The organism is Cellulomonas sp. P5_E12, from assembly GCF_054049315.1.
In genome coordinates this window covers 1-25,867 of the sequence record NZ_JBFUMP010000027.1, presented here as the reverse complement: position 1 = coordinate 25,867, position 25,867 = coordinate 1, and the positions used below count along the sequence as shown (strand labels likewise).

Annotated in this window: 26 protein-coding genes; 10 read left to right on the top strand and 16 right to left on the bottom strand. The window is 71.3% G+C overall.

From position 1 onward, the window contains the following. Positions 1-8: 8 nt before the first annotated feature. Positions 9-656 carry a histidine phosphatase family protein gene (locus ACXJKA_RS17685; RefSeq protein WP_456826505.1) on the bottom strand — a complete coding sequence of 216 codons (648 nt, stop codon included), beginning with the start codon at positions 654-656 and terminating at the stop codon, positions 9-11. Between the two features lie 30 nt (positions 657-686). After that, positions 687-1,193 (bottom strand): MarR family winged helix-turn-helix transcriptional regulator, encoded by a 507-nt coding sequence (locus ACXJKA_RS17680; protein WP_456826504.1) that lies wholly within the window; start codon positions 1,191-1,193, stop codon positions 687-689. Positions 1,194-1,301: 108 nt separating this feature from the next. On the opposite strand from ACXJKA_RS17680, the gene ACXJKA_RS17675 reads away from it, so the two are divergent. Further along, positions 1,302-1,862 carry a YceI family protein gene (locus ACXJKA_RS17675; protein ID WP_456826503.1) on the top strand — a complete coding sequence of 187 codons (561 nt, stop codon included), beginning with the start codon at positions 1,302-1,304 and terminating at the stop codon, positions 1,860-1,862. Positions 1,863-1,917: 55 nt separating this feature from the next. Here the strand turns inward: ACXJKA_RS17675 and ACXJKA_RS17670 are convergent, their stop codons facing one another. Continuing rightward, positions 1,918-2,625 carry a redox-sensing transcriptional repressor Rex gene (locus tag ACXJKA_RS17670; protein ID WP_456826502.1) on the bottom strand — a complete coding sequence of 236 codons (708 nt, stop codon included), beginning with the start codon at positions 2,623-2,625 and terminating at the stop codon, positions 1,918-1,920. Positions 2,626-2,674: 49 nt separating this feature from the next. After that, complete coding sequence (locus tag ACXJKA_RS17665) at positions 2,675-2,965, bottom strand: glutaredoxin family protein (protein ID WP_456826501.1); 291 nt, start codon at positions 2,963-2,965, stop codon at positions 2,675-2,677. 111 nt (positions 2,966-3,076) lie between these two features. Between ACXJKA_RS17665 and ACXJKA_RS17660 the strand changes: the two genes are divergently transcribed. Beyond that, positions 3,077-3,895 (top strand): HAD family hydrolase, encoded by an 819-nt coding sequence (locus ACXJKA_RS17660; protein ID WP_456826522.1) that lies wholly within the window; start codon positions 3,077-3,079, stop codon positions 3,893-3,895. A gap of 5 nt (positions 3,896-3,900) precedes the next feature. Then, complete coding sequence (locus ACXJKA_RS17655; protein WP_456826521.1) at positions 3,901-4,428, top strand: GNAT family N-acetyltransferase; 528 nt, start codon at positions 3,901-3,903, stop codon at positions 4,426-4,428. Here ACXJKA_RS17655 and ACXJKA_RS17650 read toward each other — a convergent pair. The 3 genes from ACXJKA_RS17650 to ACXJKA_RS17640 are packed head-to-tail and all read right to left on the bottom strand — an operon-like array spanning position 4,425 to position 8,316. Then, entirely contained in the window at positions 4,425-5,462 is a 1,038-nt protein-coding gene (locus ACXJKA_RS17650) for an arabinan endo-1,5-alpha-L-arabinosidase (RefSeq protein ID WP_456826500.1), read from the bottom strand. The two genes, ACXJKA_RS17655 and ACXJKA_RS17650, sit on opposite strands and share 4 nt — an antisense overlap. Positions 5,463-5,467: 5 nt before the next feature. Beyond that, the gene (gene arfA, locus ACXJKA_RS17645; protein ID WP_456826499.1) at positions 5,468-6,976 is read right to left on the bottom strand and encodes an arabinosylfuranosidase ArfA; all 1,509 of its coding nucleotides are present in this window, start codon (positions 6,974-6,976) and stop codon (positions 5,468-5,470) included. Then, entirely contained in the window at positions 6,973-8,316 is a 1,344-nt protein-coding gene (locus tag ACXJKA_RS17640) for an alpha-galactosidase (RefSeq protein WP_456826498.1), read from the bottom strand. The genes arfA and ACXJKA_RS17640 overlap by 4 nt, the downstream gene beginning before the upstream one ends. Positions 8,317-8,564: 248 nt before the next feature. Here ACXJKA_RS17640 and ACXJKA_RS17635 point away from each other — a divergent pair, with 248 nt between their 5' ends. The 5 genes from ACXJKA_RS17635 to ACXJKA_RS17615 all read left to right on the top strand — a co-directional run bounded on the left by ACXJKA_RS17635 (position 8,565) and on the right by ACXJKA_RS17615 (position 13,772). Next, on the top strand, positions 8,565-9,917 hold the full coding sequence (locus ACXJKA_RS17635; protein ID WP_456826497.1) for an ABC transporter substrate-binding protein: 1,353 nt from the start codon (positions 8,565-8,567) through the stop codon (positions 9,915-9,917). Positions 9,918-9,989: 72 nt separating this feature from the next. Further along, positions 9,990-10,940: a carbohydrate ABC transporter permease gene (locus tag ACXJKA_RS17630; protein WP_456826496.1), complete on the top strand. Its 951-nt coding sequence runs from the start codon at positions 9,990-9,992 to the stop codon at positions 10,938-10,940. A gap of 21 nt (positions 10,941-10,961) precedes the next feature. Beyond that, complete coding sequence (locus tag ACXJKA_RS17625) at positions 10,962-11,861, top strand: carbohydrate ABC transporter permease (RefSeq protein WP_456826495.1); 900 nt, start codon at positions 10,962-10,964, stop codon at positions 11,859-11,861. A 4-nt stretch (positions 11,862-11,865) separates the two neighbouring features. Then, entirely contained in the window at positions 11,866-13,131 is a 1,266-nt protein-coding gene (locus ACXJKA_RS17620) for an arabinan endo-1,5-alpha-L-arabinosidase (RefSeq protein ID WP_456826494.1), read from the top strand. Then, the gene (locus ACXJKA_RS17615; RefSeq protein ID WP_456826493.1) at positions 13,128-13,772 is read left to right on the top strand and encodes a YesL family protein; all 645 of its coding nucleotides are present in this window, start codon (positions 13,128-13,130) and stop codon (positions 13,770-13,772) included. Before ACXJKA_RS17620 ends, ACXJKA_RS17615 begins: the two co-directional genes overlap by 4 nt. Before the next feature lie 6 nt (positions 13,773-13,778). On the opposite strand, the gene ACXJKA_RS17610 is transcribed toward ACXJKA_RS17615, so the two are convergent. From ACXJKA_RS17610 to ACXJKA_RS17595, 4 genes are all read right to left on the bottom strand, one after another. Next, positions 13,779-14,828, bottom strand: a complete 1,050-nt coding sequence (locus ACXJKA_RS17610) for a LacI family DNA-binding transcriptional regulator (RefSeq protein ID WP_456826492.1) — start codon at positions 14,826-14,828, stop codon at positions 13,779-13,781. 147 nt (positions 14,829-14,975) lie between these two features. After that, positions 14,976-15,074, bottom strand: a complete 99-nt coding sequence (locus ACXJKA_RS17605) for a 30S ribosomal protein bS22 (RefSeq protein ID WP_003792170.1) — start codon at positions 15,072-15,074, stop codon at positions 14,976-14,978. Between the two features lie 170 nt (positions 15,075-15,244). Next, complete coding sequence (locus ACXJKA_RS17600) at positions 15,245-15,472, bottom strand: helix-turn-helix domain-containing protein (protein ID WP_456826491.1); 228 nt, start codon at positions 15,470-15,472, stop codon at positions 15,245-15,247. A gap of 151 nt (positions 15,473-15,623) precedes the next feature. Further along, positions 15,624-16,811 (bottom strand): acetoin utilization protein AcuC, encoded by a 1,188-nt coding sequence (locus ACXJKA_RS17595; protein WP_456826490.1) that lies wholly within the window; start codon positions 16,809-16,811, stop codon positions 15,624-15,626. Between the two features lie 147 nt (positions 16,812-16,958). On the opposite strand from ACXJKA_RS17595, the gene ACXJKA_RS17590 reads away from it, so the two are divergent. Together ACXJKA_RS17590 and ACXJKA_RS17585 are read left to right on the top strand one after the other, a co-directional pair. After that, a complete protein-coding gene (locus tag ACXJKA_RS17590) occupies positions 16,959-18,335 on the top strand; it encodes a TrkH family potassium uptake protein (protein WP_456826489.1) in 1,377 nt (458 codons plus the stop codon). Continuing rightward, the gene (locus ACXJKA_RS17585) at positions 18,328-19,035 is read left to right on the top strand and encodes a potassium channel family protein (RefSeq protein WP_456826488.1); all 708 of its coding nucleotides are present in this window, start codon (positions 18,328-18,330) and stop codon (positions 19,033-19,035) included. The genes ACXJKA_RS17590 and ACXJKA_RS17585 overlap by 8 nt, the downstream gene beginning before the upstream one ends. Before the next feature lie 12 nt (positions 19,036-19,047). Here ACXJKA_RS17585 and yjfF read toward each other — a convergent pair whose 3' ends face one another. From yjfF to ACXJKA_RS17560, 5 genes are all read right to left on the bottom strand, one after another. After that, positions 19,048-20,076, bottom strand: coding sequence for a galactofuranose ABC transporter, permease protein YjfF (yjfF, locus tag ACXJKA_RS17580; RefSeq protein WP_456826487.1), 1,029 nt, complete (start codon positions 20,074-20,076; stop codon positions 19,048-19,050). Next, entirely contained in the window at positions 20,076-21,113 is a 1,038-nt protein-coding gene (locus tag ACXJKA_RS17575; protein ID WP_456826486.1) for an ABC transporter permease, read from the bottom strand. The genes yjfF and ACXJKA_RS17575 overlap by 1 nt, the downstream gene beginning before the upstream one ends. Further along, positions 21,110-22,657: a sugar ABC transporter ATP-binding protein gene (locus ACXJKA_RS17570; protein WP_456826485.1), complete on the bottom strand. Its 1,548-nt coding sequence runs from the start codon at positions 22,655-22,657 to the stop codon at positions 21,110-21,112. Before ACXJKA_RS17570 ends, ACXJKA_RS17575 begins: the two co-directional genes overlap by 4 nt. Before the next feature lie 95 nt (positions 22,658-22,752). Further along, positions 22,753-23,766, bottom strand: a complete 1,014-nt coding sequence (locus ACXJKA_RS17565) for an ABC transporter substrate-binding protein (RefSeq protein WP_456826484.1) — start codon at positions 23,764-23,766, stop codon at positions 22,753-22,755. A 326-nt stretch (positions 23,767-24,092) separates the two neighbouring features. After that, a partial coding sequence (locus ACXJKA_RS17560) for a beta-galactosidase (RefSeq protein ID WP_456826483.1) occupies positions 24,093-25,867 on the bottom strand: 1,775 nt, incomplete at its 5' end.

Here is a 25,867-nt window from a genome sequence, read left to right as displayed (position 1 = left end):
CGCGCACGTCAGGCCCCCGCGACCGAGGAGACGCCCGGCAGCAGGGAGCCCGCGGGCTCGCTGTAACCGATGCCGACGAGCGTGTCGCCCTCGTACCGCAGGCTGGTCAGGGACGCGACCGAGCACTGCCGCTTGCGCGGGTCGTGCCACAGGTGCCGGTTCTCGAGCGCGAGACGGGTGACCCAGACCGGCAGCTGGTGGCTGACCAGCACGGCCTCGTGGCCACGGGCGAGCTCGCGCGCCGTGTCGACGGCGGCGAGCATCCGGTCGGCCTGCTCCCTGTATGGCTCGCCCCAGGACGGCCGGAAGGGGTTGCGCAGGTAGGGCCAGTGCCTCGGGTGGCGCAGCGAGCCGTCACCGACGCCGAAGGCGAGCCCCTCGAAGTGGTTGCCCGCCTCGATGAGCCGCTCGTCGGTGCCGATCGACAGGTCGAACGCGGCGGCGATGGGCCCGGCCGTCTCCTGCGCGCGCTGCAGCGGGGAGGCGACCACGGCGACGACGTCATGGCGCACGGGCCCGGCGAGGTGCGCGGCGACCATGTCCGCCATCGCCAGCCCCCGCTCCGAGAGCCGGTAGCCGGGCAGCCGTCCGTAGAGCACGCCCGCGGGGTTGTGCACCTCGCCGTGCCGCATCAGGTGGATCGTGGTCGCGACCATGGGCTCAGTCTCGCAAACACTCCTGTGCGCTCAGCACGCGGAAGCGTCCTCCTCGACGTGACACGCGCCACCCGTGAGGTGCAGGCGCACCGCCTCCATCGCGTCGCCGAGCGCCGCGAACTGCTCGTCCGTGAGCACGTCGACCAGGTGGTCCCGCACCGACTGCACGTGCTTCGGGGCGGCCGCGACGAGGACCTCCCAGCCCTTGTCGGTCATGACGCAGTTCACGCCGCGCGCGTCCTCGAGGCAGGGCGCCCGGGTGACGAGCCCCTGCTCCTCCATCCGCCGGATGGTGTGCGTGAGGCGGCTGCGCGAGTGCGCGATGTTGTCCGCCAGCTGGGCCATGCGCAACGTCCGCGCCGGCTCCTCCGACAGGCGCACCAGCACCTCGTACTCGTGCGTGGACAGACCCGTGTCGCGCTCGAGCTCGTGCTCGAGGGCGGCGAAGAGGCGGGCCGCGCCGCCGCGGAACGCGCGCCAGTGGGTCTGCTGCTCGGCGGTCAGCCACTCCACCGTGGTGGATGTGTCAGTGGTCACAACGGGGCCTCCGTCCTCGGGTCTGGGGTTGCGAGCCCGGTGCGAGTGTAGTACAACTTTGAACTAACAAGTTTGGTTGACGCTTCAACAACCACGGAGGACTTCCCCATGACCACCACCACCACCGCCGTTCTTCCCGCCGGTCTCACGACGGGCACCTGGGCAGTCGACGCCTCGCACACCGAGGCCGCGTTCACGGTTCGTCACGCCGGCATCTCCAAGGTCCGCGGCACCGTCGCGGTCACCGAGGGCACCGTCGTCGTCGGGGAGGACCTGGCGAGCACGTCGGTCTCCGTCACGCTCGACCCGTCCACCGTCACCACCGGCGACGCCAACCGCGACGGCCACCTCAAGAGCGGCGACTTCTTCGACGTCGAGAAGTTCGGCCAGTGGTCGTTCGTCTCCACCGAGGTCCGCGAGGCCGGCAAGAACTACGTCATCGTCGGCGACCTGACGATCCACGGCGTCACGCAGTCCGTCGAGCTCGATACCGAGTTCAACGGCACCGCGGTGGACCCGTTCGGCAACACGCGTGCGGGCTTCGAGGCCAGCGTGACCATCTCCCGCAAGGACTTCGGCCTGACCTGGAACGCGGCGCTCGAGGCCGGAGGCGTGCTCGTCTCCGACAAGGCCGTCATCGCGCTCGACGTCTCGATCATCAAGGGCTGACACAGCTCGCACCACACGTCCGGCCGGGTCCATCAGGGCCCGGCCGTTCGCGTGCTCAGGCACCGGTGGCCGTGCGGCGGCGGTCGTGGAACGCCAGGATCTGCAGCTCGGAGGCCACGTCCACCGCCCGCAGGTCGACGTGCTCCGGCACGCGCAGCGCCCGCGGGGCGAACGTGAGGATGCCGACGACGCCCGCCTCGACGAGCGCGTCGCAGACGTCCTGGGCCCCCGCGGCGGGCGTCGCGATGATGCCGATCGTCGCGTCGTTGGCGCTGACGACCTCGGCGAGGGCGGACGACGGCTGCACCACGAGCCCGGCCACGGTCGTCCCCACCACGGCGGGGTCGGCGTCCACCAGGCCCACCACCGCGAACCCGCGCTCGGCGAACACCGAGTAGCTGGCCAGCGCGTGCCCCAGGTTGCCGATGCCCACGATGACGACGCGCCGCTGCGTCGTCAGGCCCAGCACGACCGCGATCTGCTCCGACAGGTGCAGGACGTCGTAGCCGACGCCGCGCCGCCCGTACGAGCCGAGGAACGACAGGTCCTTGCGCAGCTGAGCCGGCGTGACCCCCGCCCCCGACGCGAGCTCCTCCGACGACGTCGTGACCACGCCCTCGGCCGTCAGGGCGTGCAGCGCGCGCAGGTAGCCGGGCAGCCGGGCGACGGTCGCGGGCGGCACGTCGCGCGCGCGCAGGCGCCCGGTCGCACCGGGTTCCGCCGCCCCGCCGTGCGCCCGGGATCCACCTCGCTGCGTGTCCACATCGACTCCCGCGACGCCCCGTCGGACCCGGTCGCCCGGGTCCTGCTGGTCAGGCTAGGGGTCGGGACCCGGCGGCCGTAAGGGTTCGACGCAGACGCGCCGCGTCGATCCGCCAGTAGCCCTGCTGGACGCCGTCGACCTCGACCACCGGGACCAGCTCGCCGAGCTCGTCGACCAGGTCCCGGCCCGCCTCACCCGTCTGCTGGCCGGCCGCGTCGATGTCGACCTCGGTCCAGGTGTCGCCGGTCTCCGCGCAGACCGTCCGCACCACCTCGCGAGCCTCGTCGCACAGGTGGCAGCCCGCACGGCCGTAGAGGACCACCCGACTGTTCACCGTCATGCCACCAGGCTCTCACCGACCGGCACCCGTCGTTCACCCGTCGCGGGTCTCGAGCCTCGTTACAGTGACCAGGTGCGTCAGGCGTCCGGGAACACCGCCGCCCCCGCTCCCGTGCTGCGGGACCCGGGGTCAGGTCCGGACGGTCCTGGCGTGGGCGCGTTCTTCGACGTCGACAACACGATCATCCGCGGCGCCAGCTCGTTCCACCTGGCCGTGGGCCTGTACCGGCGGGGCTTCTTCCGCAAGCGCGACCTCGTCCAGTTCGGCCTCCACCAGTTCCGCTACCTCACGTTCGGGGAGAACAAGCACCAGATCGACGAGGTCCGCAGCCGGGCGCTGTCGATCATGGAGGGCCACTCGGTGGCCGAGGTCACCGCCATCGCGGAGGACGTCTACGACGAGGTGCTCTGCCTGCGGATCTACCCCGGCACGCAGCGGCTCCTCGACCAGCACATCGCGGCCGGCCACTCCGTCTGGCTGGTGACGGCGACCCCCGTCGAGATCGGCTCGCTCATCGCGCGCCGGTTGGGCGCCACGGGGGCGCTCGGCACCATCGCCGAGCACCGGGACGGCTTCTACACCGGCCGCCTCGTCGGCGACATGCTGCACGGGCAGGCGAAGGCCGACGCCGTGCGCTCGATCGCCGAGGAGGAAGGGATCGACCTGGCGGCGTCGTACGCGTACGGCGACTCCACCAACGACGTGGCGATCCTGTCCGAGGTGGGCTTTCCTTGCGCCATCAACCCCGACCGCCGCCTGCGCCACTACGCCGCCGAGGTGGGGTGGCCGGTCCGCGAGTTCCGCAACCGCCGCCGCAACGCCCGCCGCGGCACCACCGTCGCCAGCCTCGCGGGCGCCGCGTGGGCCGCCGGGCTCATCACCCGCGCCGCCCTGCGGACCTGGCGGGGCACCGGGAAGGACGACCTGTGACCACGATCGAGACGATGATCCGCCCGGCCGTGCACGCCGACCTCGGCGCGCTCGCGGCGCTGGCCGCCCTCACGTTCCCGCTCGCGTGCCCGCCGGGGTCGACCGCGCAGGACCAGCAGGCGTTCATCGACGCGGCGCTCTCCCCCGAGCGGTTCGCGGAGTACCTCGAGGACCCGCACCGGACCGTCCTGGTCGCCGAGGACCGCGGGCTGGTCGGCTACACCATGCTGGTCGCCGGCGAGCCCGCCGACGGCGACGTCCGCGCGGCCCTGCACCTGCGGCCGACCATCGAGTTGTCCAAGTGCTACGTGCACCCGGACCACCACGGCGCCGGCATCGCGAACGCGCTGATGGAAGCCTCGCTGGAGGCCGCACGGGACCGCGGGGCGCAGGGCATCTGGCTCGGCGTCAACCAGCAGAACGCGCGGGCGCAGGGGTTCTACGTGCGGTCCGGCTTCGCCGTCGTCGGCACCAAGCACTTCACCGTGGGCACGCGCGTCGAGGACGACTACGTGCTGGAGCGCCCGCTCTAGCCGTCCTGCTCGTCGCGCGTCGTCGCGACGGGCCACCCCTCGTCGTCCCAGGCCAGCTTGCGGATCTCGAGGCGGAAGTCACCGCCCGCGGCCGCGTCGTAGTAGTGGAACGCGAGATACCCGCGCGAGACGGACTGCCCGCCGGGACCGACCATGTCGCCGGTCGACGTCAGCAGCTGCTCGCCGCCGTCGAGGGTCATCTCCGAACCCTCCCGGTCGACGTACGGACCGGTGACCTCCCGCGAGCGACCCACCGCGATGTTGTACGTCGACTCGGTGCCCTGGCAGCAGGCGTCGCGCGAGACGAACAGGTAGTACCAGCCGTCGTGCAGCACCAGGTACGGCGCCTCGATCGCGTTCGGCGGCGAGGTGCGGCTGGCGATCGTCGTCGGCTGGGCACCCTCGACGGGCTTGCCGGACGGCCAGGTCAGCTCGACCAGCTGGATGCCGCCCCAGAACGAGCCGAACGCCATCCAGGGTGTGCCGTCGGCGTCCTCGACCACGCCGGGGTCGATCGCGTTGTAGTCGGTCTCCCCCGGCTCGGACCGGATGACCTCGCCCTGGTCGACCCACGCGTAGTCGGGGTCGTCCGGGTCGAGCGTGGTGTTCGTCGTGAGGCCGATGACCGACTTGTTGGAGCCGAACGTGGACGCGGCGTAGTACAGGTAGAACGTGCCGTCGTGCTCGATCACCTCGGGCGCCCAGAAGTTGGACACCCCGGGCACGGCGTCGTAGACCCACTCGGGCCGGGTGTCGGCGTCCCAGACGGTGCCGACGAGCTCCCAGGTCAGGCCGTCGTCGGTGGACCGCCGGATCTGCGGCGAGCCGAGCCCCTCGCGCACGTCGCCGGTGGAGAACACGTACCAGGGCTCGCCCTCGGCGCCCGCGACCAGCGCGGGGTCGTGGGTGTGGATGTCCCCGCTGAGGGAGAGGGCCGTCGCGGCGGGCGCCGGGTCGGACCGCAGCACTGCCGCGGCGCCGGCTCCCCCCAGCAGGGCGAGAGCGACGACGCCCGCCACGACGGCTCTGCGCACGGCGGTCAGACCCCCAGCCGGACGACGTTCCAGGACACCGGCGGCACGTCGACGGTGAGCCGGCCGTCCCGGACGACCGCGGACGCGTTGGCGCGCGGCACCACGGAGTAGTCGTCGTCGGCCGTCGCCGACCACGTGTGGTCGGGGTTGGCGAGCGTGGTCGCCTCGACGACGCGCAGGCCGGGCAGCGAGCGGGCGTCGACCTCGAGCGTGACGGTCCCGGTCAGCGAGCGGTTGACCGCGAACAGCGCGACCGCGCCGGTCTGCGGGTCCCGCGTCGCGACGGCGTCGACCAGCGCGGCGTCGCCGTACTTCGCCGTCTCGTACGTCGGCGACTCGACCGCGACCTGCAGCACGTCACCGACCGCGTAGCGCGACGCCTGGGCGAAGGGGTGGAAGATCGTCTGCTTCCAGGACCGGCCGCCCGGCTCGGTCATGATCGGCGCGATCACGTTGACCAGCTGCGCCAGCGACGCGGAGTGCACGCGGTCGGTGTGCCGCAGCAGGGAGATGAGCAGGTTGCCGACGACGACGGCGTCGGCGACGTTGTACTTGTCCTCGAGCAGCACGGGCGCGACGGGCCAGTCGTGCCCGGTCGGCGGCTTCGACTCGGCGCGGTGCTGGTACCAGACGTTCCACTCGTCGAACGAGATGTGGATGCGCTTGTCCAGCTTCTTGTGCGCGCGCACGGCGTCGGCGGTGGCGCTCACGGACTCCACGAAGTGGTCCATGTCCACGGCCGAGGCCAGGAACGAGCCGAGGTCGCCGTCCTCCTCCCAGTAGTACGCGTGGGCGGAGATGAGGTCGACCTGCTCGTACGCCTCGGTGAGCACGATGCGCTCCCACTCCCCGAAGGTCGGGATGGCCACGCCCGACGAGCCGCACGCGACGAGCTCGAGGTCGGGATCGACCATGCGCATCGCGCGGCCGGTCTCGGCGGCCAGCCGGCCGTACTCGTAGGCGGTCTTGTGCCCGATCTGCCAGGGACCGTCCATCTCGTTGCCCAGGCACCACATGCGGATGTCGTACGGGTCGGGGGCGCCGTTGGCGCGGCGCTGGTCGGACAGGCGGGTGCCGCCCTGCACGTTGCAGTACTCGAGCAGGTCGACGGCCTCCTGCACGCCGCGCGTGCCCAGGTTCACGGCCATCATCGGCTCGACCTCGGCCAGCTTGGCCCAGCGCATGAACTCCTCGACGCCGACCGTGTTGGGGTCGGTCGAGTGCCACGCGAGGTCGAGGCGCGCCGGGCGCTGGTCACGCGGGCCGACGCCGTCCTCCCAGCGGTAGCCGGAGACGAAGTTGCCGCCCGGGTAGCGCACGGTGCTGACGCCGAGCTCGCGGGTCAGCTCGAGCACGTCCTTGCGGAACCCGTCGGCGTCGGCCGTCGGGTGCTCGGGGTCGTGGATGCCGGTGTAGACGCAGCGGCCCAGGTGCTCGACGAACGAGCCGAACGTGCGCCGGCGGACCGGGCCGACCCGGAAGGCCGGGTCGAGGGTGAGTCGGACGGGGATCATGAGGTCTCCTGGTTCGGTCGGTGATCGAGTGCGGTCCAGCGCACACCGTGCGACGGGACCTCGAGGACGAGTGCGCCCTCCGGTTCCCACGCGGTCGCGTGCAGGTCGGGGGTGACGCCGGGTTCCCACAGGTCGCGGGTGGTCCAGGCGTCCCTCGCGGCGGCGTGGCCGACCAGCGAGGAGAGCGGGAGCGAGACGGTCCGCGCCTGCGGGCCGGTCCAGAACGCGGCGACGTACGTGGTCGCGGCCTCGACGGCGGTCCACACGATCAGCTCGCCGTCGTCGAGCGGCTCGCGGACGACCTCCCGGCCGTCCGTCGCCGACCGCAGGACGTGGCCGACCGCGGGGGTGGCCAGCAGGTCGAGGGTCGCCGGGTCGCTGGTGGGCAGGTCTCCCCCGACCATCAGCGGCGAGCGGGCCATGACCCAGAGCGTGAGGATCGTGCGCTGCTCGTCGTAGGTCAGCCGGCTCTGCCGGTCGTCGCCGCGCTCCGCTCGCAGGCCGATGCGCCCGAGCGGCAGCATGTCGGCGTCGGCCCACCCGCCGGGTCGCTGCAGCGGCGCCCACCGGGCGAGCCGCGCGAACTGCGCGTGCACGTCCTCCCAGCGGTCCCAGAGGTCGTCGGAGATCCGCCACATCTGGGCGTGCTCCCGCAGGTGCTCGACCTGGGCGGTCGACAGGTGGGTGCCCGGCGAGAGCGAGAGGACGATGTCGCGGCCGGAGCGCTCGATCGCCCGCGCCCACGCCTCGATCGCGTCGGGGTGGTACGGCGCGAGCATGTCGTCGACCTTGAGGAAGTCCACGCCCCAATCCGCCAGCTGCGCGACCAGTCCGTCGAGGTACGCCCGCGCCGCCGGGTGGTCGTGGTCGAGACCGTAGTTGTCGACGTTCCAGGGGCACACCGAGGTGGTGTCCGCGGCGTCGCGGGCGGTCCAGCCGGTGCCCTCGACGGGCAGGTCCTGCTCGACCGCGAGCCGCGGGATCCCGCGCATCATGTGCACGCCGAACCGCAGCCCGAGCTCGTGCACCGCGTCGGCGAGCGGCCCGAAGCCGCGTCCGCCGGCGGCCGACGGGAACCGGTTCTCGGCCGGGAGCTGGCGGCCGAAGGCATCCAGGACCAGCGACGAGCCGTCGTTGTACCCGTGCGCACGGGCCTGCGGGTCGTACCAGTCGATGTCGACGACGACCGTGTCCCACCCGTGCGGCAGCAGCCGCTCGGCCAGCACACGGGCGTTCGCCAGGACCTCGTCCTGCGTCACGGTGGTCCCGTAGCTGTCCCAGCTGTTCCATCCCATGGGCGGCGTCTGCGCATGGATCGACATCGTCAGCCCCTTCGCCATCGGTCGCTTCTACATCGTTGTAGACGCATCATGCACGGCCCCTCCGACGGCGTCAACCGACCGTTACGAGTTCGTGGCTTGACCGCGTGCCGACTCTCGTGCCATCTTCTACATCGTTGTAGATCAACGTTGTAGATGCAGCGCTGATCGGACGGAACGAGGTCAACGACGACCCTGACGGACCAGCCCCACGGCGGTCCTGACGCGACCGTGACCTCACACATCCTTGGGATATGGGAGGCAGGACGATGAAGAGGAACAAGCTCATCGCCGGCGCCGCGTTCGCCGCGGTCGCCGGGATGCTGGCGCTCACGGCGTGCAGCGGCGGCGACGGCGGAAGCGACGGCGGCGACAAGCAGATCACGTTCATGTTCCGCGGAGGCGCGGACGAGAAGGCGGCGTACGAGGCCGCCATCAAGAAGTACACGGCGGACACCGGCGTGAAGGTGAAGGTCATCGTCACCGACGCCGACCAGTACGCCACCAAGCTCCAGGCGGCCGTGGCCGGCAACAACGTGCCCGACGTGTTCTACATCGAGCAGGCCAGCCTGCAGTCGTACGTCAGCTCGGGCGTCCTGGCCGACATCACCGACGAGGTTGCGGCCAGCGGCATCGACCTGGACAACATCTGGCCCTACGGCGTGAACTCCTACCGCTTCGACGGCAAGCTCCAGGGCACGCCCGAGGGCAAGCTCTACGGCCTGCCCAAGGACGTCGGCCCGTTCTCGTTCGGCTACAACAAGACGATGCTCGAGGCCGCGGGCATCCCGCTGCCCGACAAGGACACCCCGCTGACGTGGGACCAGTTCGTCGACATCAGCAAGCAGCTCACCAAGGACACCGATGGTGACGGCGCCGTGGACCAGTGGGGCACCGGGCTCAACGTCCAGTGGAACCTGCAGTCGATGGTGTGGAGCAACGGCGGCGACTGGACCAACGAGGACCGCACCAAGGTCACGGTGGACACCCCCGAGTTCGCCGACGCGCTGCAGAAGTTCGCGGACCTCACCAACGTGGACCAGGTCACGCCGTCGGCCTCCGACGCCGCCACGCTCGACACCTACCAGCGGTGGATGGCCGGCGAGATCGGCTTCTTCCCCGTCGGCCCGTGGGACGTCAGCACGTACAACAAGCTCGACTTCGACTACGACCTGATCCCCTGGCCGACCGTGGGTGACGGCGGGGCGGCCACCTGGGTCGGCTCGCTCGGCATCGGGGTCTCCGCCACGAGCAAGCTGCCCGACGACGCCGTCAAGCTGGTCACGTACCTGTCGGCGGACCCGACCGCGCAGCAGACCCTCGTCGACGCCGGGGTGCAGATCCCGAACCTCGTCGACATGGCCCAGACGTGGGCGGCGGAGACCGACTCCGAGCCCGCCAACCGCCAGGAGTTCCTGGACATCGCGCAGGACTACGGCCGGGCGATGCCGGCGGCCTTCACCTACGGCGCCGAGTGGTACGACGAGCTCTGGACCAACATCCAGCCGGTGCTCGACGGCAAGCAGACGGCCGCCGACTACCTGGCCGACGAGCAGCCGAAGATGCAGAAGCTCCTCGACGAGTCGAACGACAACGCCGAGCAGGCCGCGGCCGGCAACTAGCTCCACCCCTCCCCGATCCCGCCGCCCGGGCACGCTCCCGGGCGGCGGGGTCCCCCGGAAAGGACCTTCGCGATGACCGCGACCATCGAGTCGACGTCGACCGGCGCCGGCCTCACGCCCGAGCAGCGGGCGAAGCGGGCCAACCGCCGCCTGCACCGCGCCGAGCACCGGTGGGCGCTCGCGTTCGTCGCTGCGCCGATCCTCGGGTACCTGCTCTTCACGCTGTACCCGATCTGCTTCGCGGTCTACGCGTCGCTGACCAGCTGGAACGGCCTGGGCCCGATGACGTTCGTCGGCCTCGACAACTACGTGACGCTGTTCGGCGACGAGTATTTCCGCATCTCGCTCTACAACACCGTCTTCTACATGATCGGCATCCCGATCGGGCTGGCGCTCTCGCTGCTCCTGGCGCTCGCGCTCAACCGGAAGATCCGCGGGCGCACGGCGTTCCGGACCATCTACTACGTGCCGGTGATCTCCTCGCTCGCCGCGATCGCGATCGTGTGGCAGTTCGCCTACAACGGCGACTTCGGCCTCATCAACCAGGTGCTCGCCTGGTTCGGGATCGACGGGCCCGACTGGCTGCAGAACACCGCGACCGTCAAGCCCGCCATCATCATCATGGCCATCTGGAAGGGGCTCGGGTACTCGATGCTCCTGTACCTGGCCGCGATCCAGGGCGTGCCCGCGTCGCTGCACGAGGCCGCGGCGCTCGACGGCGCGAACTCGTTCCAGCGGCTGCGGCACATCACCTTGCCGATGGTGCGACCGGTGACCTTCTTCCTGGTCGTCACCAACATCATCGCCGGGTCCCAGATCTTCACGGAGATCAACATCATGACCCCGGCAGGCGGCCCCGAGTTCAGCTCCGCCTCCATCGTCTGGTACATCGTCCGCAAGGCGTTCAAGTACCAGCAGATGGGGTACGCGACGGCGATGTCGATCGTGCTCGGCGTGCTCGTCTTCGTCATCACCTTGATCCAGTTCCGCCTCAACCGGCGCAACAGCTTCAGCATCGACTGAGGAAGAGACGGAGACGCAGCCATGGCTACGACCCTGATGAAGCCGCCCATCCAGGCGCCGCCGACCGAGCGTCCTCGGACGGGCGCCCAGCGCGAGAGCCGCCTCGGCAACGCCGCGCTGTTCGCCCTGCTCGCCGTCGGCTCGCTGGTGATGCTCGCGCCGCTGCTCTGGATGTTCACGACGGCGCTCAAGACCAAGGTGCAGGTCTTCGCCCTGCCGCCGGTCTGGATCCCCGACCCGCCGCAGTGGGACACGTTCGTGCGGATGTGGACCGAGGCCCCGATCCTGTCGGGCTTCAAGAACAGCCTCATCGTCGCGCTGAGCGTGACGGTCATCGGCACGTTCACGTCCGCGCTGGCCGCGTTCGCGCTGGCCAAGCTGCGGCTGCCCTACAAGAACGCGATCTTCCTCGTCCTGCTCTCGGGCCTCATGGTGCCGTACCCGACGATCATGATCCCGCAGTTCGTGATGTTCTCTCGGCTGCACTGGGTGGACACCCTGCTGCCGCTGATCGTCCCCCTGCTCTTCGGGAACATCATCATGATCTTCTTCCTGCGGCAGTACCTGTCGACGGTCCCCGACTCGATGATCGAGGCCGCCAAGATCGACGGCGCGTCCTACCTGCAGATCTTCCGCGTGATGATCCTGCCGATGATCCGCCCGGCGATCGCCGCCCAGTTCATCCTCTGGTTCATGTACATCTGGAACGACTACCTCGCGCCGATCCTGTACCTGAACTCCCCGGAGAAGCAGACGCTCCAGGTGGTGATCGCCAACCTCAACGTCGAGTTCGCGACGCAGCGGGACTACCCGCTGATCATGGCCGCGTCGTTCGTCGCGCTGCTGCCGATCCTCGTCGTCTTCCTGATCTTCCAGCGGCAGATCATCGAGTCCGTCGCGCTCACCGGCTCGAAGGGCTGACACCGTGCTTCCCGAGATGCTCCCCGACCCCTCACTGTGGGGCGGCCGGCACGCGCACGACCCGACCGCGGTGCGCGACGACGACGGCACGTACTGGCTGTTCTCCACCGACGCATGGGCGGACGGTCCCGTGCGGGCCGGCGTGCAGGTGCGGCGCTCGAAGGACCTCGTCACCTGGGAGTTCCACGGGTGGGCGCTCGACGGGGTGCCCGCCGACGGCGCCGCCTGGTCCGGGGCCGAGGGCCTGTGGGCGCCCGACGTCGTGCGGGTCGGTGACGAGTGGCGCATGTACTGGTCGGCGTCGACGTTCGGTTCGCGCACGTCGGCCATCGGCCTGGCGGTCGCCGGGCACCCGACCGGCCCGTGGGAGGACCGCGGGCTGGTGGTGACCAGCCGGCACGACGTCGACGGGCCGAACGCCATCGACGCCAACGCGGTGGTCGACGCCGACGGCCGCCACTGGCTGGTCTACGGCTCGTTCTTCGGCGGCATCCACGCGCTCGAGCTCGACCCGGCGACGGGCCTGGCGGTCGGCGACGCCCCCGGCATCCCGCTCGCCCGCCGGCCACGGAGCGTCGACGGCGCCGTCGAGGGCGCGTTCGTGCTGCCGCGGCCCGGCGGTGGCTACGCCCTCGTGCTCTCCTACGACTCCCTCTTCTCGACGTACCACGTGCGGGTCGGCGTCTCGGAGTCGCTCACCGGTCCCTACGTGGACCGCACCGGGCGCGATCTCACGGACCTCGAGGGCGACCCGGCCCTCGTCGGCACCCTGGTGCTCGCCGGTCACGCGCTGGACGGCGGCCGCGCGTGGCTGGCCCCGGGCCACGCCTCGGTGCTCGTCGACGGCGACCGCCAGCTGCTGGTCCACCACGTCCGCGACGCCGGCGACCCCACGCAGCACGAGGTGCAGGTGCGCCGGCTCGTCTGGACAGCGGACGGCTGGCCCGTCGTGTCGCCGCAGCCCTGGGCCGGCGACGCCGAGCCCGACGACGACGACCGCCCCACGGACCCGGCCGCGCTGGCCGGGACGTGGGAGCTGGTGACCTTCGACCGGGCCACGGCCGGCAGCGTCACGACGTCCCGGACGGAGGTGGTCGGCGACGAGCTCCTCGCGACGGTCCGCAGCCACGGCGACGGGCGGTTCGCCTCGCCCGGCTTCGAGCTCGTCGCCTTCGGGTCGGTCGACGCCGTCCGCGGCGTGCGCACGGTCTCGTTCGCCGGCCTCGACGCCGACGGCAACGCGACGCTCGGCACCCGGGTGGGACCGTGAGCGCCGCGACGCACGACGACGACGCCGTCGGCGGCTGGGCCGGACGCGTCATGGTGTTCCTGCGCGCCGGCACGCAGGTGGTCGCGGTGAACGTCCTGGTGCTCCTCGGCACCCTCGCGGGCGGGGTCGTGCTCGGCGCGTACCCGGCGCTGGGCGCCGGTGGCGGGCTGCTCGCCCGGCTCGTCGGCGGCTCGCCGTCCGAGCACCTGTGGCGCGAGTTCTGGTCCGCCTACCGCGCCGGCTTCCGGCGGCTCAACCTCCTCGGGGCGCCCCTGACCGCGGGGTTCGTGCTCCTGGCGGTCGACGCGTCGGTGCTCGCCGCCGCGTCCGCGGGTCCGACGAAGGCCGCGCTGACGGTGGGCGTCGTCGTCCTGACCACCTACCTGACGGTCGCGCTCGCCACGCTGGTGCCCGTCGCCCGGCGGTACGACGACGCACCGGTGACCCGCACGTGGCGGTTCGTCGCCGTCGCGCCGCTGCTCTGGCCCCTCACGAGCCTCGCGGTGCTGGCCGCGTTCGTGGTCCTCGCGGTCACGTTCAGCGCCGTCCCCGTGCTCGTCCCGCTGGCCGGGGCGACCGTGCCGCTGCTGGTCAGCGGCTGGCTGGTCGACCAGCGCCTGACCAGGCTCGACGCGGTCTGAGCCCGCTCAGGCGCTCGGTACGCGCTCGCCGAGGGTCGACTCCCGGCCGACGATCTCGAAGTCGGTGATGACCTGCTCGAACGGTCGGCCGGGCTCGGTATCCTCGATGCGGGCGAGCAGCAGCTCGACGGCCGTCGCCGCGATCTGCTCGCGTCCCGGCGCCACCGTGGACAGCGTCGGCGAGGAGTACGCGGTCTCCTCGATGTCGTCGAAGCCGATGACCGCGATCTGCCCCGGGACGTCGATGCGGCGCGCGTGCAGGACGTGCAGGGCGCCGAGCGCGAGGGCGTCGTTGAGGCCGAAGACGGCGTCGATCTCGACGCCGGAGTCCAGCAGCCGGGCCATGGTCTCGGCACCCGTCGCCCGGTGCCACAGACCCGCCTCGCCGACGAGGGCCGGGTCCACGGGGAGACCGGCCTCCGTGAGCGCCTGCCGGTAGCCCTGCACGCGCAGCGCGGCCGAGCCGACGGTCTCGCCCTCGTGCGCGCCGACCACGGCGATGCGCCGCCGCCCGAGGTCCAGGAGGTGCTGGGTGGCGGCGCGGGCCGCCTCGACGTTGTTCATCGTCACGTGGTCCGCAGGCCCCCCGAAGATGCGCTCGCCCAGCAGCACCATGGGGAAGTCGACCTGCAGGGCGTCAGCATCCTGAGGTCCGAGCTCCAGCGGCGAGAAGATCAGCCCGTCCGTGAGGTGCCGGCGCTGGCCTGAGAGCACCTCGAGCTCGCGCTCGCGCACGGACCCGGTCTGCTCGATGAGCACGGTGAGCCCGCGCGCCTCGGCGGCGCGGATGACCGAGTCGGCCAGCTCCGCGAAGTAGGGCAGCGACAGCTCCGGTACCGCGAGCCCGATGATGCCCGTCCGGCCGCGGCGGAGGTTCCGCGCCGAGATGTTCACCTGGTACCCGAGGTCCGCGATCGCGGCCTCGACCCGCTCCTTGGTCGCCGGCCGGATGTACTGGTAGCCGTTGACCACGTTGGAGACGGTCTTGATCGACACCCCTGCTCGCGCGGCGACCTCGTGCATCGTCACCGCGGCTCCACGCCTGGCCGTGCTCATCGCTGTCTCCTCGTACGCGTGACCCCTGGGACAGAGTCGCAGACCAGAGCAACTCTACATCGTTGTAGAAGGCGTGTTCGGGCAAACGAAAGGCCCGGCACGTGCCGGGCCTCTCGACTGCCTAGCGACCCAGACGGGCCGCGTGGCTCACTTCTTGTTGCGGCGCTGGTGGCGCGTCTTGCGAAGAAGCTTGCGGTGCTTCTTCTTGGCCATCCGCTTGCGGCGCTTCTTGATGACGGAGCCCATGGGGTCCTCACTTCGCTTCCGATGGAGACCCGGCAGACGGGCCGTTCTGGTGGTCGATCGACGCGTAGAAGAGATCGAGTGCAATCGAGTCGCCCACGCACGAACAAAGTCCGAGGCTCTACCTTACGCGATCGGCAGGGCCCCCGACGACACGCCTGGCTCACGAGAGGTCAGGAGCTCTGGCGGTCCTGCTCACGGGCCTCGACGGCGGGCGACGTGGCGAGGTAGTGGTCGAGCGCGTCCTGCGGGACCCGGAACGAGCGACCGACGCGAACCCCGGGCAGCTCCCCCGAGTGCAGCAGCCGGTACACGGTCATCTTCGACACGCGCATCACGTCGGCGACCTCGAGGACCGTGAGGAACCGCGTGCGGCCGGCCTGGTCGCGCTGCTCGCTCATGTCTCGTCCATTCCGCCCGTCGGCGCGGCGGGCCCGCGCACCCTCCAGCGGGTGCCGGACCAGAGTAGTCGCGCGTGGGACAGGTGGGAAAGAGGGGACGCCTGGGACGTCGCCCGTGTGGCCCAGCGGGGTCTCTCCCGGTCTGCGCTGCTCAGTCGTGGTCCGGGTCGAGGCCCAGCGCCGGGAACACGGCCGCGCGCGTCGCCCGGATGGCGCGGTCGACGTCGTCGGCGGGGTCGTATCCGGCGGACCACGGGCTGAACCGCGCGTCGCGCCCGTCGGTCATCCGGTCCGGGCCGAGGCGGCCGTAGCGCTCCCGCACCAGCGCCCGCCAGTCGTCGGGGATCTCGGTGGCGGGGTCCACCGGGCGGTGGGTCGCGATGCCGAGCAGGTGGGTCCACGCGCGGGGGACCACGTCCACGACCGCGTACCCGCCTCCGCCGAGCGCGACCCAGCGCCCGTCGGCCACCTCGTGCGCGAGGTCGTGCAGCATCACGGCGGCGGCCCGCTGCCCGTCCACGCTGACGCGCAGGTGGGTGAGCGGGTCGAGCACGTGGGTGTCGCAGCCGTGCTGGGTGACCAGCACCTGCGGGTCGAACGCGCGGACCACGGCAGGGACGACCGCGTCGATGGCGCGGAGCCAGCCCGCGTCGCCGGTGCCCGAGGGCAGGGCGACGTTGACCGCCGAGCCGTCAGCGCCGGGTCCGCCTGTCTCCCGCGCGTGGCCGGTGCCGGGGAACAGCGCCTGCCCGGTCTCGTGCAGCGAGACGGTGAGCACCCGGGGCTCGTCCCAGAACACCGCCTGCACGCCGTCGCCGTGGTGGGCGTCGACGTCGACGTAGGCGACCCGGCTGACGCCGGCGTCGAGCAGCGCGCGGATGGCCACCGCGGCGTCGTTGTAGACGCAGAACCCCGAGGCGGCGGCCGGCATCGCGTGGTGCAGGCCGCCCGTGACGTTGACGGCGTGCTCGGCCCGGCCCTCCCACACGGCGAGCGCCGAGTCGACCGACCCCTGCACCACGAGCGCCGACGCCTCGTGCATCCGCGGGAAGACGGGGTCGTCGCTGGTCCCCAGGCCGTAGGCCAGGTCGGGAGTGCCGTCGTCGGACGCGCGTCGCACGGCCGCGACGTACGCGGGGTCGTGGACGGTCTGCAGGAGGGCGTCCGACGCGACCTGCGCGCCGACCAGCTCCACGCCCGGTCCGTCGAAGAGCCCCAGCTCCTCAGCCAGCCGGATGGTCAGGTCGAGGCGTTCCGACGTCATCGGGTGGCCGTGGCCGAAGTCGTACGCGAGCATCTCGCGCGACCAGACCACGCGCACGGGTGCCGACGACGTCATGCGCTCACCGTCGCACCCGCCCGGCCGCCTGTCGATCCGTGCCCACGCAGCCCACGAGGACGCGAGCGCCTGTCGGGTCGAGCGACACGGCCCGCGCGTGCCAGAGTTGCCCCGTCCGGCAGGCGCCGGCCGGTGCGGGGAGGTGCGATGGCGCGGGGTGGCCCGGGCGTGGCGTGGCGGGTGCGCGAGCTTGTCGACCAGTCCGCACGGCAGTCCCCCGCCCGGCTCGCGCTCGGTGTGTTCGGCCTCGTCATCGGCATGGTCACGCTGGGCCTGTCGGCACCCTGGGCGACCGCCAGCGGACACCGCGCCCCGTTCGTGGACGCGCTGTTCACCGCGACGTCCGCCAGCACGGTGACGGGCCTGGTCGTCGTGAACACGGGCGAGTACTGGTCCGCGTGGGGGCTCGTCGTCATCCTGATCGCCATCCAGATCGGCGGTCTCGGCGTCATGACGCTCGCGTCGCTGCTCGGCATGGCCGTCTCCCGCCGGATCGGGCTCACGCAGAAGCTGCTCGTCTCGTCGGAGACCAAGGAGACGCGCCTCGGCGAGGTCGGGTCGCTGATCCGGACGGTCATCATCACGTCCGTCTCGCTCGAGCTCATCATCGCGCTCGTCCTGTTCCCGCGGTTCCTCATCTTCCACGAGGACCTGGGCGAGGCGGCGTGGCACTCGGTCTTCTACGCGATCTCCTCGTTCAACAACGCGGGCTTCGTTCCGACGCCGGAGGGGCTCGAGCCGTTCGTGTCGGACTGGTGGGTGCTGATGCCCATCATCGTCGGCGTGTTCATCGGCTCGCTCGGTTTCCCCGTGATCCTCAACGTCGCCCGCAACCTGCGCGAGGCCCGGCGGTGGAGCCTGCACTCCAAGCTGACGGTGACCACGAGCGTCGCCCTGCTGGTCGCCGGCTCCGTGCTGGTCGCGGCGTTCGAGTGGACCAACCCGGAGACGTTCGCTCCGTTGGGCTTCAACGCGACCGCGCTGGCCTCGCTGTTCGCCGGGGTCATGCCGCGGTCGGGCGGCTTCTCCACCGTGGACGTCGGGCAGATGCACGAGAGCACCTGGTTGCTCATGGACGCGCTCATGTTCGTGGGCGGCGGCTCGGCGTCGACGGCCGGCGGCATCAAGGTCACGACGCTGGCCGTCATGCTGCTCGCGATCCTGGCCGAGGGCCGTGGCGACAAGGACGTGGAGGCGTTCGGCAGACGCATCCCGCGCGAGGCGCTGCAGGTGGCGATCGCCGTCTCGCTCGTCTCGGCGACCCTCGTGCTGGTGTCGTCGCTGGTCCTGCTGTCCCTCACCGACCTCGCCCTGGACCGCGTCCTGTTCGAGGTCATCTCCGCGTTCGCCACCTGCGGGTTGTCCACCGGGATCACCCCTGACCTGCCCAACCCCGCCAAGTACGTGCTGACCGTTCTCATGTTCATCGGCCGGACCGGCACGATGACGCTTGCGGCCGCGCTCGCGCTGCGCAACCGTCGTCGGGTGATCCGGCTACCGGAAGAGAGGCCGATCATTGGCTGAGAAGTTTCGCGACCCGATCAAGGGGACGCACAACGCGCCGCGCACGCCCAAGAAGGACTCCGGCGTGCTCGTCATCGGGCTGGGGCGGTTCGGGTCCTCCATCGCCGCCACCCTCGACCGGCTCGGGCAGGACGTGCTCGCCGTCGAGCGCAACCCGGAGCTGGTCGCGCAGTGGGCCGGCCGGATCGCGCTGGTCGAGGCCGACGCGGCCAACCCCGAGGCCCTCGAGCAGCTGGGCGCGCGGGAGTTCCCCGTCGCGGTCGTCGGCGTCGGCTCCTACCTCGAGGCGTCCGTGCTGATCACGGGCAACCTCGTCGACATCGGCGTCCCGCAGATCTGGGCCAAGGCCGTCAGCAACGAGCACGCGCGCATCCTGCAGCGGATCGGGGCCCACCACGTGGTGCTCCCCGAGGCCGACGCCGGTGCCCGCGTGGCGCACCTGGTGTCCGGCAAGCTCCTCGACTACATCGAGGTCGAGGACGGGTTCACGATCGTCAAGATGCGCCCGCCCAAGGAGACGCTGGGGTTCACGCTCTCGCAGTCGAGGGTCCGCGAGCGGTACGGGGTCACGGTCATCGGCGTGAAGAGCCCGGGCATCGACTTCGTCTACGCGACGCCCGAGACGCGCCTGTCGGGCAACGACCTGATCATCGTCTCGGGCCACGCCGACCTGCTGGAGCGCTTCGCGTCCCGGCCATGAGCGCGGCTCGAGTCAACGTCTGCGGATGACCAGCAGGCGCTGCAGGACCACGAAGATCAGCAGCAGGGCGCCGATGAAGATCTTGGTCCACCACGAGCTCAGGGTGCCCTGGAACGTGATGATCGTCTGGATCAGCCCGAGCACGAGCACGCCGAGCACGGACCCGAGGACGAAGCCGCTGCCGCCGGTGAGCAGGGTGCCGCCGATGACGACCGCGGCGATGGCGTCGAGCTCCATGCCGACGCCGGTCAGCGCATAGCCGGACCGCGAGAAGATCGCGAAGAGCAGGCCGCCGAGCCCCGCGCACGTGCCGCTGATGACGTAGACCAGCACCTTGGTGCGGGCGACCGGCAGACCCATGAGCCTGGCGGACTGCTCGCCGCCGCCGATCGCGTAGACCGTGCGTCCGAACCGCGTGTAGTGCAGCGTGACGAACGCGACGAGCACGACGGCCAGGGCGATGACGCCGCTGGGGGTGATGACGAGCCCGTCGTCGGTGCCCCACCGGGTGCGGGCGAGGGCGACGATCGTCGGGTCCTCGATCGGGATCGACTCCGGCGCGACGATGTAGCACAGGCCGCGCGCGAGGAACATCGCCGCCAAGGTCGCGATGAACGGTTGGATCTCGAACACGTGGACCATCACGCCGACCACCAGCCCGATGACCGTGCCGACGAGGATCACGGCCGGGATGGCCACCGCGGCGCCGTAGCCGTGCGTGAACATCCACGCGGCGACACAGCTGGACAGGGCGACGACCGCGCCCACGGACAGGTCGATGCCGCCGGTGAGGATGACGAAGGTCATCCCGACCGCGAGCACGACCAGGAACGAGTTGTTGATGAGCACGTTGGCCACGACGCGGCCGGTGAGGAAGTTCTCGTACAGCGAGCCGCCGATGACGAGCATCGCGATCAGGACGACGACGGCGCCGAGGACGGGCAGGTAGCGCTCGTCGATCCGGAAGCGGCGAGCCACGGCGCCCAGGGGCGTCGGTTCGCCCGCCGGGAGCGTGGTGGAGGTGATCTGGTCGGTCGCCATCAGGCAGGCACCTCCGTGGGAACAGTCGCGGTCGTCGGTCGTCGGGACCGCATCTTGGAGCGGACCACCGGCGACTGGAGCAGGCAGACCGCGATGACGACGAGCGCCTTGAACAGCGAGACCGCGTTCACGGGCACGCCGAGGATCGTCACCGAGAACGTCAGGGTGGTGATGACGAGCGCGCCGACGAGCGTGCCGGCCAGCGAGAACTTGCCGCCCGCCAGCGACGTGCCGCCGATGACCACGGCCAGGATGGCGTCCAGCTCGATGAACAGGCCGGCGTTGTTGGCGTCGGCCGCCATGATGTCGGAGCTCTTGATGAACCCGGCGATGCACGCGAAGAACGCGCACAGGATGTAGACGGTCCAGATGATCGTCCGCGACCGGACCCCGGCCAGGCGCGACGCCGACGGGTTGATGCCGACGGCCTCGATGAGGACGCCGAGCGCGGTGCGCCGGGTCATCAGGGCGGTCGCGACGAAGAAGAACCCGGCGATCAACGCGGCCACGGGCAGCCCGAGCCAGTACCCCGACGCGATCGTCTTGTACGGCGCGCTGGTGACCGTGGTGATCTGGCCGCCCGTGATGAGCATCGCGATGCCGCGGCCCGCGGTCATGAGGATCAGCGTCGCGATGATGGGTTGGATACCCACGACGGCGATGAGGAAGCCGTTCCACACGCCGATGAGCAGGCAGACCAGCACGGCGACGCCCATCGCGCTGAGCACCGTCGCCACCGAGCCGGGGTCGGGCGACGCGGCGATCTGCGTGAGCGCGATGGCCCCGGCGATCGCCATGACGGCGCCGACGGACAGGTCGATGCCGCGGGTGGCGATGACGAGCGTCATGCCGAGGGCGACGAGCAGCAGCACGCTGGAGCGGCGCACGATGTCGATGGGCCCGCCGAACAGGTGGCCGTCGCGCACCTCGATGTCCAGGAACGTGTGCGACTTGAGCACGCAGGCCAGGAGCAGCACCGCGAGCGCGACGACCGGCCAGAACAGCCGGTGGCGGGCGATCGAGCCGATGGCGTTCATGCGGCAGTCCCCTCGTCCCCACCGCTGGCGATGAGGTGCACGACGTCGTCGGTGGTGACGTCGTCGGAGTTGGTGATCTGCGCGACGAGCTTGCGGTCGCGCAGGACGGCGATGCGGTGCGAGAGACGCAGGACCTCGTCCAGCTCCGCGGAGATGAACACGACCGCCATGCCCTGCGCGGCGAGGTCGGCGACGAGCCGCTGGATCTCGGCCTTCGCTCCGACGTCGATGCCACGCGTGGGCTCGTCGAGCAGCAGGAGCTTGGGCTGGGTGGCCAGCCACCGCGCGAGCAGCACCTTCTGCTGGTTGCCGCCCGACAGGTTGCCGGCGATCGCGTCCGGGTTGGCCGGGCGGATGCCGAGCGCCTTGACGTACCGGTCCACCACCTCGTCGGACTTCCGCTTGGACACCCGGCGCAGCCAGCCGCGCTCCGCCTGCAGGCCGAGCACCATGTTCTCGCGGACGGTCAGGTCGCCGACGATGCCCTCCGTCTTGCGGCTCTCGGAGGAGTAGACGATCCCGCGAGCCAGCGCCGAGCGCGGCGTCCGCATCTTCGTCGGACGGCCCTCGACCCGGATCTCGCCCTTGTCGGCGCGGTCGGCGCCGTACAGCAGGCGGGCCAGCTCGGTGCGCCCCGACCCGAGCAGGCCGGCCAGGCCCACCACCTCGCCCGAGTAGACGTCCAGGTCGAACGGCTCGATGGTGCCCTTGCGCCCGAGGCCGATCGCCTGCAGGTACGGCGTCGTGTCGGCGCGCTCGGCGACGGACCGCTTGGGCGCCTCCTCGAGCTGCTCGAGCACCTCGAGCGCGCGGCCGATCATCTTCTGCACCAGCTCGACGCGCGGCAGCTCGGCCGTGCGGTACTCCCCGACCAGGGCGCCGTTGCGCAGCACCGTCATGCGGTCGCTGATGGCGTACACCTGGTCGAGGAAGTGGGAGACGAACAGGATGGCGACGCCGCGGTCGCGCAGCCCGCGCACAACGTCGAACAGCCGGGCCACCTCGTCGGCGTCGAGGCTGCTCGTCGGCTCGTCGAGGATGAGGACGCGCGCGTCGACGACCATCGCACGCGAGATCGCGACCAGCTGCTGGACCGCGAGCGAGTGGGACGACAGCGACGACTTCGGGTCGATGTCGAGGTTCATGGTCCGCAGGTGCTCGCGGGCCGCCCGGCGGGTGCGCCGCCAGTCGACGACGCCCGCGCGCCGCACCTCGTGGCCCAGCATGATGTTCTCCGCCACGGACAGGTTGTCGCAGAGGTTGACCTCTTGGTACACCGTGCTGATCCCGGCGGCCTGCGCCTGCGCGGGACCGGCGAACGTGCGCTCCTCACCGTCGACGACGATGCGCCCGGAGTCGATCGAGTAGACGCCGGTGAGGGCCTTGATGAGGGTCGACTTGCCGGCACCGTTCTCGCCCATCAGGGCGTGCACCTCGCCCGGGAACAGGCGGAAGTCGACCGTGTCGAGCGCCTTGACGCCCGGAAACGTGATGGAGATCCCCGACATCACGACGATCGGGTTCGAAGAAGCTGTCTCGGTCATCGTCGACCTTTCGTCCGCGCCGGTCCCACGGTACCGGCAGGGCTGTGCTGCCCGGGGGGACGTGGAGGTCCCCCCGGGCAGCGGGGCTGGTCGGCTCAGTACTGCCGGTCGGGCAGTGCTGCGATCGCCTGCTCCTGGGTGAACGCATCGTCCTCGGTGACGATCCGCGGCTCGACGGTCCCGCCGTCGTTCAGCGTCTTGATGATGTCCGCCAGGTCCGGGCCGAGCAGCGGGTTGCACTCGACGATGTAGCTGATCTTGCCCTCGGACAGGGCGACCATGCCGTCGTGGACACCGTCGATGCTGACGATCTTGATGTCCTTGCCGGGCACCTTGCCGGCCGCCTCGATGGCCTCGATGGCGCCGAGACCCATGTCGTCGTTGTGCGCGTACACCACGTCGATGTCGGGGTAGGCCTGGAGGAAGCCCTCCATGACCGTCTTGCCCTCGGCGCGCGTGAAGTTGCCGGTCTCCGAGGCGATGACCTTCACGTTCGGGTTGCCCTTGATGGCGTCCGCGAAGCCCGACTTGCGGTCGTTCGCGGGGGCCGAGCCGGTGGTGCCCTGCAGCTCCACGACGTTGATGGGCTCGGTGCCGAGGTTCTCGGACACCCACTCACCGACGCGCTCGCCCTCCTTGACGAAGTCCGACCCGATGAACGTCTTGTAGAGCGACGTGTCCTTGGAGTCGACCGCGCGGTCGGTGAGGATGACGGGGATGCCAGCGTCCTTGGCCTCCTCGAGCACGCCGTCCCAGCCGGACTCGACCACCGGGGAGAACGCGATGTAGTCGACGCCCTGGGCGATGTAGGACCGGATCGCCTGGATCTGGTTCTCCTGCTTCTGCTGGGCGTCGGAGAAGCTCAGGTCGAACCCGTTCTCCGCCGTGAGAGTCTCCTGGATGGACTTCGTGTTGGCGGCACGCCAGCCGCTCTCGGAGCCGACCTGGCTGAAGCCGACGGTGATCGCGTCCCCGCCGCTGTCGCCGCTGCTGCCGGTGGTCGCCCCGTCGCCGGCGTCGTCCCCCCCGCCGCCGCAGGCCGCAAGGCCGAGTGCGAGCACCGCGATGCCGGCCGCGATGGACCGGGTCCTGAACATCTTGCTGACCATCTGCTTCTCCTCCTCGAGAAACGCACACGCGACCCCGGTCCACGCCGACCGGCCCGCGTCGCGTACCCGGGACACCGGGCACGCGAACCCCGCCGAGTCGCCCCCGCGGGTGGTTCGCTCGAATGTTAGCGCTCACATTTGGTGCTGTGGTGGCGTTTTCAGGTTGCATTCCGGTCACGGTGGGAGCGCGACGACGACGTCGTCCCCCGACGCGTGCAGCGGCAGGTCGGAGTCCGTGCTCCCCCACCCGGCGCACGACGGGCTTCAGGCGCCCCGCCGACGGTCCGGCCTCGTCGGTCGCGAGCGGCACCGGCCCGTCCAGCGGCTTACCGGGTCACCGCGACGAGGACGTCCCAGGAGCCGAGCGTGACCTCGTCGCCCTGGGTGAGGGCCGGGCCGGGGCCGTCCGCGGGCGGCGGGTCCGCGGGAGCACCGCCGCGCTCGGCGACGAGGACGTCGAGATCGGTCGGAGCAGTCACGGTGACGGCCTCCCAGGACCAGTTGTGCACGATGTGGACGCGACTGCCGTCCGGGCGGGACGAGCTGTGGACGGTGACGCTGGCGGGCAGGTCGTCCCAGCCCGCGAGCGGCGCGGGGACGAGCCACCGCGCGAGCGAGGCGGCCAGGTCGAGGCCCGGCACGGTGCCGACGACCGTGATGCGGCCCGCGCCGTGCGCGCGCGTCGTGATCGCCGCCCAGGCCCCCAGGTGCGGGTGCTCGTAGGTGGCCAGGACGTCCGCGCCGTCGGCGACCAKGCACTCGGCCCACGCGGTCGCCTCCCCGGCGAGCGCGCCGCTGACCCGGACCKGCTCGGCGAGGTTGCTGAACTCGTCGTACCAGGCGCCCGCCGGCCCGGACAGCCGGGCGGGCTGGACCTCCGCGCGGGCGCGGCCCTCCTGGTCCGCATACCCCGTCCGCGGGCCGACCACCAGGTGGCCGCCCGCCTCCGCGTACCGCAGCAGCCAGGCCAGGTCGGCGTCGGAGGCCGGGTAGTACCCGGCCGCGACGAGCACGGGGTGGGTGTCGACGACGTCGGCGGGGTCCTCGGCGAACACGTACCGCGGGCGGATCACGCGCACCTGCAGTCCGGCGTCGAAGGCACCGCGGTAGAACGCGCTGACGATCCGCGGGTAGCTGTTCGGGTCGCCCGTGCCGTCCGCCTTCTGCAGCGGCGGCTGGGCCGCGAGCGCGAACCGCGACTCGGTCGACGACAGGATCGCGATGTCGGAGTCGGGAACCGCGTCCGCCAGCGTGCCGCCCACCCGCGCGAGCTCGGCTCCCAGGAGGGCCAGCTCGCGGTAGGGCCGACCGGGCAGGCCGCTGTGCGGCAGGACCCCACCCCAGTACGTCTCGGCGCCGTAGTGCAGCGTGTGCCAGTGCCAGTACTCGACCATCCGGGCGCCGCGCGCGACGAGCGCCCACGCGGACTGCCGCCACTGGCCCGGGTAGGCCGGGTWGTTGSTGCTCGGGCCGCCGATGGACTGCGCGTTGGTCTCGGTCACCAGGAACGGCTCGCCGCGGCTGGAGAACATCGCGTCGCCCACCTGGAACAGCGCCCACGTGCCGTGGGCGGTCCAGAACTGCGGCGTGACCGTCGCGCTCGGGTGCAGCAGCGAGTCCTGCATGCCGTAGTAGGCGTTCCCACTCGTCACGTCCAGGACGGAGGCCAGGTCGGCGTCCTCCAGGGCGGGCCGGTCGTACGCGATGCACGTGGTGACCCACTGGTCCTCGCGCGCCAGGGCGCGGACCGCCCGGGCCTGCCAGTCGATCATCTCGGTGGTCAGCGACGCCTGGAACCGGCGCCATGCCAGGTCGTACTGCGGCTGCACGTTGCCGTCCGGGGTCCACAGGTCCGCCCACGTCGACAGCCGATGCGACCAGTACACGAGGCCCCACTCCCGGTTGAGGGTCTCGACGTCGCCGTACGTGTGCTCGAGGTGGTCGACGAACCGCTGGAACACCCCCCGGTTGTGCAGCAGGTGCAGGCCCGGCTCGTTGTCCACCTGGAACCCGACGACCGCCGGGTGGTCCCGGTAGCGCTCGACGATCTTGGTCAGGACGCGCTCGGCGTAGAACCGGAAGGCCGGGTGCGTGAAGTCGG